Origin of the sequence: Ancylobacter oerskovii, from assembly GCF_018390555.1 — a bacterium.
Taxonomy (GTDB): domain Bacteria; phylum Pseudomonadota; class Alphaproteobacteria; order Rhizobiales; family Xanthobacteraceae; genus Ancylobacter; species Ancylobacter oerskovii.
This window is the reverse complement of record NZ_JAHBGB010000005.1, coordinates 1-9,769: the sequence shown is the minus strand read 5'-3', so window position 1 is coordinate 9,769 and position 9,769 is coordinate 1. Positions and strand designations below refer to the sequence as shown.

Here is a 9,769-nt window from a genome sequence, read left to right as displayed (position 1 = left end):
GGTGGCGATGATCGGCCTCGCCTCGCCCGGCACCGCGCTGGCGCAGGATGCCCTGCCGCGCCCGGCGGGGATCGCGCCCGGCGATGTGACCGAAGGCGCGCGGCTCGTGGCCGACCGGCAGAAGAGCCTGTGCGTGCTCTGCCATTCCGGCCCGTTCCCGAATCCGCATCTGCAAGGCAACCTCGCCCCCGACCTGTCCGGCATCGGCGCGCGCCTGTCGGAGAGCGAGATCCGGCTGAGGGTCACCGACATGAAGCGCCTCAACCCGGACAGTCTGATGCCGACCTATGCGGCGTCAAAAGCCGGCGAGCGGGTCGCGACGGCATGGCGCGGACGGCCCATGTTGGCGGAGCAGGAGATCGAGCACATCGTCGCCTATCTCGCGAGCCTGAAGCCATGAGCGTGGCGAAGCACAAGTTCCGCGTCGGACGGCGCGGGCTGATCCTTGTGGGCGGTGCCGGACTGCTGGTGCTCGCTTTGCCGCCGGCCCGCGCGCTCACCCGCCCCTCGCTGCAGGAAGCCGTGAACGGCTTCACCGGCGGCACGCCGGTCGAGACCGGGAAGGTGAAGCTCGACGTGCCGCCGCTGGTCGAGAACGGCAACGCGGTCGGCGTCACCGTCACGGTCGAGAGCCCGATGACTGCCGGCGACCATGTGCGCCGCATCGCCTTGTTCAACGAGAAGAACCCGCAGGCGGACGTGGCGGTGTTCACCCTCGGGTCCCGCGCCGGCCGCGCGCGCATCGCCACCCGCATCCGGCTCGCCACCTCGCAGACGCTGATCGCCGTCGCCGAGCTGAGCGATGGAAGCTACTGGTCGAGCTCGGCCAATGTCATCGTCACGCTTGCCGCGTGCATCGAGGATCTGTCATGAGCCGCACCCTCGTCAGCGTGCCGAAGACCGCCAGGGCGGGCGAGGTCATCGACATCCGCGCCATGATCGCCCACCCGATGGAGACCGGCTACCGCATGGGGCCGAATGGCCAGGCGATCCCGCGCAAGATCATCCGGCATTTCGCCTGCGACTATGACGGCGAGGAGGTGTTCTCCGCCGAGTTCCATCCAGCGATGTCGGCCAATCCCTTCGTCGCCTTCAGCACCGTTGCCACGAAGACCGGCACGCTCACCTTCCGCTGGACCGACGACGACGGCAAGGTCGAGACGGCGAGCGCCGAGATCGCGGTGAGCTGATGCGGTTCCCGCTCGCGTTTGCGGCCGCCCAGCTCTGCGCCGGCATAGCTGTGGCGCAGGAAATTCCTCCGAGCGAGCGCCGCTCCGGCACCAACTTCATGTCGGCCGAAACGCAGGCGATCCAGGCCGACGACGGCTCCAACCCCGGCATGCTCTGGGTGCTGCAGGGCGGGAGCCTATGGGACGAGCCGGCGGGTGCCTCGCGCCGCTCCTGCGCCTCCTGCCATGGCGAGGCCGCGACGTCCATGCGCGGCGTCGCCGCGCGCTATCCGGCCTTCGACGCGGCGAGCGGAGCGTCCATCGACCTCGCCGGGAAGATCGACCAGTGCCGCATGACCCGCCAGCACGCGACGAGCCTGCCGCGCGAGAGCGAGGAACTGCTCGGCCTTACCGCCTATGTCGGCCACCAATCGCGTGGAATGCCCATCGCCCCGCCGGACGATGCCCGGCTCGACGCGGCGCGTGCCGAGGGCAAGCGCCTGTTCCAGACGCGGATGGGCCAGCTCGATCTTTCCTGCTCGTCCTGCCATGACGCCAACTGGCGCGGGCGGCTGGGCGGCAGCGCCGTCACCCAGGCGCATCCGACCGGTTACCCGATCTATCGTCTCGAATGGCAGACGATCGGCTCGCTGCAGCGGCGCATGCGCGGCTGCATGGTCGGCGTGCGCGCCGAGCCTTTCGCCTATGGCTCGGCGGAATTCGTCGCGCTGGAACTCTATCTCGCTGAGCGCGCGGCCGGACTTGCGATCGAGACGCCTGCCGTCCGCCCCTAGGTGCTTCGGGTGGACGGCGGACGCGGGACAAGCGGCGTGTGTCATGTGTCCGGTCTTCTCGTGAAGCTTGGGGCCTCGATCATAGCGAGATCGCCTCGGCGAAGCCCGATCCGTGCACTTGCTGCCTTTCGTCGAGGATCTGCTCGAGCCCCGGATGGGACTGGCGTGCCCCATAGAGCGGGCCGCCAAGCTTCCGCGGGAAGCCGTAGTCCTGATCGGAAGAAGGCGCCCCGGCGGACTATAAGATTCGTGACAACGGCCTTGGCCTGCCCCCTGGAAAGTGGTCCTGCGTGAGGCAGGCTTCTCAGCGTTCGGACAATGGCGCGATGGCGCAGAAGAGGCACAGGCCTGAAGAGATTGTCGCGAAGCTCTTGCAGGTCGATTGGTGTCGCAGGGGCGGCCGGTTGCCGAGGCGAGAGGGGGGTGCTCTGCATAGGCGGCGGACATATCACGCATTGATCCAGACGCGGACGGCGGCGAGCTTGAGTGCGGCAAGGAAGTTGTCCGGGCGTCCGGCGTAGCGCGTGGCGAGGCCACGCATCTGCTCGGCGGGGCGGCACGTTGGCGAAGGTGCCGCGCTCCGCCGTCTCGGCACGGAAGGCGTCGGTGTCGTTGGCCTTGTCGGCGAGAGGAGTGCCGCCCGGTGCAGGCCGGGCCAGCAGTTCCCGGCGCATCGCCGGCCCGCACGGCGGCGAGCAGGAGGTGGGTCGGCCATCCTCCAGCGTCGACCAGAGTGTGGATCTTGGTGATCAGCCTGCCCGGGAACGTCGCATGCAACGATCGTCATCGCCCCCTTTTGATGGCGGCGCCTTGCTGGTCCGTCCGCCAGCGAACGAAACGGTGGTGGAGGGTTGTGCGTGGACCATCGCGCTCCGGAAGGTCCCGCCACGGCGCACCCCGTGCGGAACCGCCAGAGAATTCGTTGATGACCCGGCGGTCCGCCACACGAGCGATGCTTCGCGGCCGGTTCGGCAACAACGGGGCGATGATTGCCCATTCCTCATCGGTCAATTCGTGGCGGCACATCGCTCTCTCCTCTATCGGGAGAGGGTGAAACACGCCGCCAACCGGCCGGCAAATTTAGGGGGCCACGGCCTGGACCGACCTATGCCGTGCGTACTTCCCGGCTGCCATAGGTGGCGTAGAGGCGCTTCTGATTGATCGCGTCCCGCTTCGGGGCAACGCCGAACATGCGCGAGTATTCCCGGCTGAACTGCGACGCGCTTTCATAGCCGACCCGATAGGCCGCCTCCGCCACGCTTGCGGCATCCGCCACCATAAGCCGTCGTGCTTCGAGCAGCCGCAACTCCTTCTGGAATTGAAGCGGCGACATCGAGGTCAGCGCCTTGAAATGCTGATGAAACGAGGAGGGGCTCATGCGGGCGACCTCTGCCATCTGCTCGACACGCAGGGTTTTGGCGAAGCTGTCGCGCAGGAAATAGATGGCTTTGACCACCCGGGTGACATGCGAGTCCGGCAGAGCCAGATGATAGAGTTCGCCACCATGCGGGCCGCTCAGCAGCCAGTAGCAGATCTCCCGCATCACCGAGGGGTAGAGAATCGGCACCGCCTTCGGCGTGTCGGCCATCCGGACAAGCCGTGCGACGCAATCGGCCAGGGGTTCGTCGACCTGCCCCACAAAAACGCACGGACCATCGGTGGACGTTGCGCGACGCGGCGTTTCCAACTGCTCGAGCACATCGCGCATCATCGCGACGTCGAGATCGATCGTCAGGCCGATGAAAGGCTCGTTCGGGCTCGCTTTGACGATCCGTCCGCTGGCCGGCAGTTCCACGCTGACGACGAGGCATTCCATTTCCCCGTAGTCGAGAACGTCTTCGCCAAAGAGGATCTGCTTCGCGCCCTGGAGGACGACGCAAAGCGATGGGCGGTAGACACGCCGCATCGGCATCTGTTCCTGGAAGGAGCTGATGATGTTGACCCCCTCCATGCAGGTCGGAAACAGTCCCTCCCCGCCGCCCTGGGCGTCGATATAGGCCGTCACCGCCGAAAGAAGAGGCGAGGGCATGTTGCTCTCCGTCTGGCGGGGCCAGGGCAAGAGGCGCCCCTCGTCGGCTACCGCAGCGTCATTCGTAGGAATAGGCAGATTAGTTGAGGTTTCAGGCATTCTGGTCATCGAGCACTCCTTCTAGCTTAACGGCGCAACCAAAGCTAGGAGCATGTCTGAAAATGACAGAAATTGCCGCGAGATCAATAGATGTAGCGAGAGCGAGATCTCATCATATTGATGATACACGTGGCGATTATGTGTATGGATGGCGTTTATTCGCCACAATTTTTGCACTTTTCCTCGTAAGTGCGCTCTCTCAGGTCGACCGCATTCTGCCGTTCATCATGGCGGAAAAGATCAAGGCAGATTTATCTCTCAGCGATGCCCAGGTCGGCCTGATCACCGGCATTGCCTTTGCGGTATGCTATTCGCTGCTGTCGCTGCCGCTCGCGCGAGCCGCCGACCGCGGATCACCCAGATTTGTGCTCGTTTTGTGCATCCTGGGCTGGAGCGCGATGACCGCGCTGGGCGGGATCGCGGCGAGCTTCCTGTTCCTAGCCTTCACACGCTTCGGCGTCGCATTCGGCGAAGCGGGTGCGATGCCGGCCGGACATGCCATTATCGCCCGGAAAATCCGGCCCGACCGGCGTGGTCTGGCCATCGGCCTGTTCGGCATGGGCATTCCGCTGGGGACCATGGTCGGATTTGCCGCGGGTGGCGCCATCAGTGATGCGATGGGCTGGCGCACCGTGCTGTTCGGCGCTGGCGCGATCGGCCTGCTGATCGGCCTGCTGACGCTGCTTCTCGTGGGCCCGACACCGCCGCAACAACGGACGGCGGCGACTACCGGCTCCTTTTTTCGGGCGAGCCTGCAGCTACTCTCCTCGCAAGCCTTCCGCTGGCTCTTCATCGGCGCGGTGATCGCCAGTTTCGCTGCCGGTCCGTTCTACGCTTTCGCGGCTCCTTTTCTCATCCGCACCCATGGCTTCACCGCCAGTGAAGCGGGGTTGGCCTTCGGCCTCTTGCAGGGGGTGATGGGGGTCGTCGGCACGGTGCTCGGCGGACGGCTTTTCGATTCAGCGGTGCGCTCCCGCACCGGATACGTCCTGGGGCTTCCTGGAGTTCTGTTTCTCGTCGCCGGTATGGCAGCCGTTGCTGCCTTGTTCACCCCGGTCGGATGGATGTCGGTCCTGCTGATGGTGCCCACCATGCTCTCCTTCTCCTTCATGCTGCCCTATGGCTTCGGAGCCGCCCATCTTGTTTCCGGCAAAGGCAGAGAGGCGATGGCGACCAGCCTCATCATGATCGGATCGGGGCTCCTCGGTCCGGCAATCGGGCCTCTGATCGTCGGCATGATCAGTGATGCCGCAACCGCAGCGGACATTCCCAATGGTCTGAGCATCGGGCTTTTGACCGTGCCGGCAGCCTGCCTGCTCACAGGAATGGCGCTGCTAATCGCAAACCGACGTATCGCCCTTTGGCTTCGGTCGAATTGAACGTCCCTTCGGGCGACGCAGTTCGAATTCGGATCAGCAAACCACCGCCCCCATCTCCACTGATCCGATAAGAGCGTCCTGTTGTTCCCCGAAATGACGCCCATGACGACCGCCGAATGCGCGGCGCTGGCCGCAGCCGTGTTGCAGCCTCTCCAGACGGTTTCCTTCCAGAGGCGACGAAAGGATTCCCAATGCGAAAGAGTTGGACCACTCAGGACATGCCGTCCCAGAACGGCAGGACAATCGTCGTCACCGGCACCGGTGGTCTCGGCTTCCACGATGCTCTTGCGCTCGCGCGAGCAGGCGGCGACGTCATCATCGCCGGGCGCAACCCTCGGAAGGGAAGCGAGGCCGTCGCCCGCATCAGACAGTCGGTGAGACAGGCGAGCGTAAGCTTCGAGCCCGTTGATCTCGCAGATCTGACCTCGGTCGCCGCATTCGGTCAGCGGATGCGCGAGAGTCGGAAGCGGATCGACACCCTGATCAATAATGCCGCCGTCATGACGCCGCCGCGGCGTCAGACGACGGCGGACGGCTTCGAGCTTCAGTTCGGGACCAACTATCTCGGCCATTTCGCGCTGACTGCGCACCTGCTGCCCTTGCTCAGGCGGGGGCAGGATCCTCGTGTGGTCACCCTGTCCAGTGTCGCCGCGCGCCGGAACGCCGCCATCGACTTCGATGATCTTCAGGCCGAAAAGGCCTATCAGCCGATGCCTGTCTACGCGCAATCAAAGCTCGCCTGCCTGATGTTCGCGCTCGAACTTCAGCGCAGAAGCGACGGAGCCGGTTGGGGGCTGACGAGCATTGCGGCCCATCCCGGGATTTCGCGAACCGACCTTCTGCACAATGCCCCGGGGCGATACAGCACCCAGGGACTTTTGCGGTCGATCCTGTGGTTTCTGTTTCAGCCGGCGGCGCAGGGAGCACTGCCCACATTGTTCGCGGCAACGTCACCTGAGGCTCGCGGCGGCCGGTACTACGGTCCCGACAGGCTTTCGGAGACGCGCGGCAATCCGAGCGAGGCGGTAATTCCCGCCGCCGCATTGGAGTTGCATGTCGCCCGCCGGCTTTGGGACGTCTCGGAAAAGCTGGCGAAAGTTGATTTCGTCGCCGCGGCGGCAACACCTCTCCACACCCATCCGAGTGGATCTAACCTTGTTGCGGAGGTCTGAGGGATGGATCCTCTCGCAAGTCTCGTCGACTGGATCGCTCTTTACGGAATGCTCGGTCTGTTTGCAGCCGGACTGGCGGAGCGCGTCATCCCGGCCTTGCCGTCCCACGCGATGCTGGTCGCCATCGGCATGGCTGCGGTCGAAGGCCACTGGTCGCTCCCGGCCGCCTTCATCTTGACGACCTGCGGAAGCGTGTTCGCCAGTCTGGCGTTGTTCCTCGTCGTCCGGGCCGTCGGGCAGAATGTATCCGGCATGCTCTTGTACGGAACCGGGCGGCTTGTGGGTCTGCCATCGACGCGCATCGACCGGATGCTCATTTCCTTTCGAGCGCGTGACCGGAGTCTGTCCCTGATTGCGCAGGTCATCCCGACAGTCCGGTTCGTTGCGCCGCTGGCAGCTGCGCTTCTTCGCCTGGATGCGTGGCGCTTTGCTACCGGCACGCTGGTGGGCATCGCCGTATGGAATGGGGTGCTCCTCACCGCGGGCTACGCGGCCGCGCAGTCGATTCCCGACCTCAATGCATCAGCCTTGGCCATCAAGTTCCTGCTCCTCTTTCTGGCGGTTGAGACGCTGTCCGTGTTGGTCTGGCGCCTGCTTGGGCGAACCAGTTGGTGCCGGACTTCCTCGGAGGATCAAGCATGCTGAACAAGTCGTCGGAGACCCTCCAGTTCTTCCGCGCCTGGCTATCCGAACCGCTCAGGGTTGCGGCCGTTGCGCCATCCGGGCGAGCTCTGACAGCTTTGATCCTATCGGAGGTTTCTGCGGAGACCGGGCCGATCCTCGAACTCGGTCCCGGAACGGGGGTGTTCACCCGCGCGCTGCTGGCACGCGGGGTTGCCGAGGAGGACCTTACGCTCATCGAATTCGGTTCGGCGTTCGCCGCAAAGCTGAACGCCGATTTCCCGCGTGCGAAGACGTTGTGCATGGATGCGGCGCGATTGCGCGACGTCGAGCTCTTCGGTGACAGCCCAGCAGGGGCTGTCATCAGCGGCCTACCGCTTTTGTCGATGTCGCCGCGAACGGTCTATGCGATCCTGGAAGGCGCCTTCACGCATCTTCGCGCTAACGGTGCGTTCTATCAGTTCACCTATGGCCCGCGCTGTCCGGTATCGCGTCCGTTGCTCGACCGGTTGGGCCTCAAGGCCACCTATTTGGGCGGCACCTTCGCAAACGTGCCTCCGGCCGCTGTCTACCGCATTCAGCGTCGCAAGACGCCGCGTATTGCCGGTATTGGGACACGTAGGGCGGCCGCGGACATCCCTGATACGATAAGTCCGTCGCTGCCGTGAGGATCAGGCCTTTGCCTGTATCTCATGATCAATGGCGGCCGTGATCTGGTCCCAGCCGGCCAGGGCGAGATCCGCGACGGCCGCGAGTTCGGCGCGATCCGCTCCGTCACGGGCGCGGATCGCCATGCCGCTTTGTACGGTCTGCACAAACCTCGCCAGCTTGGTCGTGTCTGCCGTGATCTGGAGGTCACCGTCGCTTTTCGCCTTGTCGAAGCGGGCCTTGAGGAGATCGAAGCCACCTGCGCGTGTCGCTCGCATGAAATCGCCAAGTTCGGAATGCCCTTCGCTGCCCACGATCGCGAGCGTCGCCATGCAACCATGCGGCAGGTCGCAGTCTCCACCCGTCATGGCCGTTGCGGAATCCTGGAGAAATGCCAGAGCCGCCTCCCGCGCGGTCGCGGCCTTCCGGAAACGAGTCCAGACCAATCCCTCATAAGTCGTGCAATAATACCGAAGCGATTCCAAGTAGAGCGCATCCTTCGAGCCGAAGGCCGCATAGAGGCTCTTTGTGCCGATTCCCATGGCATCCGTCAGATCGGCGATCGATGTCGCCTCGTAACCCCTGATCCAGAACAGCCTGGTCGCGGCTGCGAGGGCGGCCACGCGATCAAATTCCCGCGGCCGACCGCGCGTGCGGGGAGCCGACGTTGGACAAGCTGGAGATGTCGGAGCTTTATTTTGCATCGATCACTGCATAAATTAGTTGACGGCGTTTTGCAATGGATCTACCGCTTTATGCATCGATCGCTGCATAAAAGGAGATGCTCATGGAATTGCTTGGAAAGCGCGCCCTGGTGAACGGTGGCTCACGGGGAATAGGGGCCGCGATCGCGATTGCGCTCGCCGAAAATGGGGCCGATGTCGCCTTTACCTATCAGCGCTCTGCTGATCGGGCCGCGACGGTGGTCGGTTCGATCGAGGAGAAAGGCCGGCGCGGGCTTGCCATCCATGCTGACAGCGCCGACCCGGAAGCCATTCGCCGCGCCGTCACCGAGACGGTCGATACCCTTGGAGGGCTCGACATTCTGGTGAACAGCGCGGGCATCGGAACGGCTGGGATGACAACGGATCTGGCATTGGCCGACTTACAAGCCATGCTTGATGTCAACGTTCGCGCGCCAGTCCTTTTCGCCCAGGCGGCGATCCCGCACCTAACGTCGGGCGGGCGCATCATCTCCATTGGCTCCGCGCTCGCCGAACGTGTCCCTTTCCCGGGGGTCACGGCCTACGCCATGTCGAAGTCGGCCCTCTTGTCGTTTACGCGGGGCCTTTCGCGTGAACTCGGCCCTCACGGCATTACCGTGAATCTGGTTCTGCCTGGATCAACCGACACGGAAATGAATCCGGCTAATGGCGAGAATGCCGACTATCAGCGGAGCCTCACCTCGCTCGGCCGATTCGGGGAGCCCCGTGAGGTCGCCAACGCCGTGACGTTTCTTGTCGGTCCCGCGGCTAGCCTGATTACCGGCGCGGTTCTCAACGTGGACGCCGGCTTCAATGCCTGACGTCAGCCCTGCCGCCATGGGCGAGTTGCCGGGGGACGCTGCGGTGAGGCGGGCGTAGGCTTGGCGACTGGACCCCTTTGCTTGCAGTCACACCACGAAGTCGAAACGGCCGAACCGTCCGTCATCGGTTTGCTTTATGTCGAGGAGGAGTGTCTCGTGAAAGAGTCGATCTCCGACATTTCGCGGCTCTCCGGGAAAGTAGAGCTGGGTTGTGAGGATGCGGCCGCCCGGACGTTGGACCTTGAAATGGAAGTGACGCGTTCGGCCGGTGACCTGAGACCCTTTTCTCCTCCGGCTTAGGAGAGAGTCCTTGGGTTGATTTTTGGCCTCATG

General features: G+C 64.3%; 11 protein-coding genes and 2 pseudogenes. 9 read left to right on the top strand and 4 right to left on the bottom strand.

Annotated features, from left to right (window positions below; genetic code table 11):
* Positions 1-7 precede the first annotated feature (7 nt).
* From soxX to soxA, 4 genes are read left to right on the top strand one after another with little or no spacing between them, the layout of a single operon-like run.
* On the top strand, positions 8-400 hold the full coding sequence (gene soxX, locus KHC19_RS05190) for a sulfur oxidation c-type cytochrome SoxX (RefSeq protein WP_246548264.1): 393 nt from the start codon (positions 8-10) through the stop codon (positions 398-400).
* Positions 397-873, top strand: a complete 477-nt coding sequence (locus KHC19_RS05185; RefSeq protein ID WP_213351224.1) for a SoxY-related AACIE arm protein — start codon at positions 397-399, stop codon at positions 871-873. The genes soxX and KHC19_RS05185 overlap by 4 nt, the downstream gene beginning before the upstream one ends.
* Positions 870-1,190 (top strand): thiosulfate oxidation carrier complex protein SoxZ, encoded by a 321-nt coding sequence (gene soxZ, locus KHC19_RS05180; protein WP_213351222.1) that lies wholly within the window; start codon positions 870-872, stop codon positions 1,188-1,190. Before KHC19_RS05185 ends, soxZ begins: the two co-directional genes overlap by 4 nt.
* Positions 1,190-1,963 carry a sulfur oxidation c-type cytochrome SoxA gene (soxA, locus tag KHC19_RS05175; RefSeq protein WP_213351220.1) on the top strand — a complete coding sequence of 258 codons (774 nt, stop codon included), beginning with the start codon at positions 1,190-1,192 and terminating at the stop codon, positions 1,961-1,963. Before soxZ ends, soxA begins: the two co-directional genes overlap by 1 nt.
* A gap of 448 nt (positions 1,964-2,411) precedes the next feature.
* Here soxA and KHC19_RS05170 read toward each other — a convergent pair.
* Positions 2,412-2,989: pseudogene (locus KHC19_RS05170) on the bottom strand (transposase).
* 79 nt (positions 2,990-3,068) lie between these two features.
* Positions 3,069-3,992, bottom strand: coding sequence for an AraC family transcriptional regulator (locus tag KHC19_RS05165; protein ID WP_213351218.1), 924 nt, complete (start codon positions 3,990-3,992; stop codon positions 3,069-3,071).
* 161 nt (positions 3,993-4,153) lie between these two features.
* Between KHC19_RS05165 and KHC19_RS05160 the strand changes: the two genes are divergently transcribed.
* The 4 genes from KHC19_RS05160 (at position 4,154) to KHC19_RS05145 (ending at position 7,931) form a co-directional block, all read left to right on the top strand.
* Entirely contained in the window at positions 4,154-5,470 is a 1,317-nt protein-coding gene (locus KHC19_RS05160; protein WP_213351217.1) for an MFS transporter, read from the top strand.
* Between the two features lie 191 nt (positions 5,471-5,661).
* Positions 5,662-6,642, top strand: a complete 981-nt coding sequence (locus tag KHC19_RS05155) for an SDR family oxidoreductase (protein WP_213351215.1) — start codon at positions 5,662-5,664, stop codon at positions 6,640-6,642.
* Between the two features lie 3 nt (positions 6,643-6,645).
* Complete coding sequence (locus KHC19_RS05150) at positions 6,646-7,287, top strand: DedA family protein (RefSeq protein ID WP_213351213.1); 642 nt, start codon at positions 6,646-6,648, stop codon at positions 7,285-7,287.
* Positions 7,281-7,931: a class I SAM-dependent methyltransferase gene (locus KHC19_RS05145; RefSeq protein ID WP_213351212.1), complete on the top strand. Its 651-nt coding sequence runs from the start codon at positions 7,281-7,283 to the stop codon at positions 7,929-7,931. The genes KHC19_RS05150 and KHC19_RS05145 overlap by 7 nt, the downstream gene beginning before the upstream one ends.
* 3 nt (positions 7,932-7,934) lie before the next feature.
* Here the strand turns inward: KHC19_RS05145 and KHC19_RS05140 are convergent, their stop codons facing one another.
* Positions 7,935-8,615, bottom strand: a complete 681-nt coding sequence (locus KHC19_RS05140) for a TetR/AcrR family transcriptional regulator (protein ID WP_213351210.1) — start codon at positions 8,613-8,615, stop codon at positions 7,935-7,937.
* A gap of 77 nt (positions 8,616-8,692) precedes the next feature.
* Between KHC19_RS05140 and KHC19_RS05135 the strand changes: the two genes are divergently transcribed.
* Positions 8,693-9,436 carry an SDR family NAD(P)-dependent oxidoreductase gene (locus KHC19_RS05135; protein ID WP_213351208.1) on the top strand — a complete coding sequence of 248 codons (744 nt, stop codon included), beginning with the start codon at positions 8,693-8,695 and terminating at the stop codon, positions 9,434-9,436.
* Between the two features lie 87 nt (positions 9,437-9,523).
* Here KHC19_RS05135 and KHC19_RS05130 read toward each other — a convergent pair.
* Positions 9,524-9,769, bottom strand: a pseudogene (locus tag KHC19_RS05130) (hypothetical protein); the annotation flags it as partial.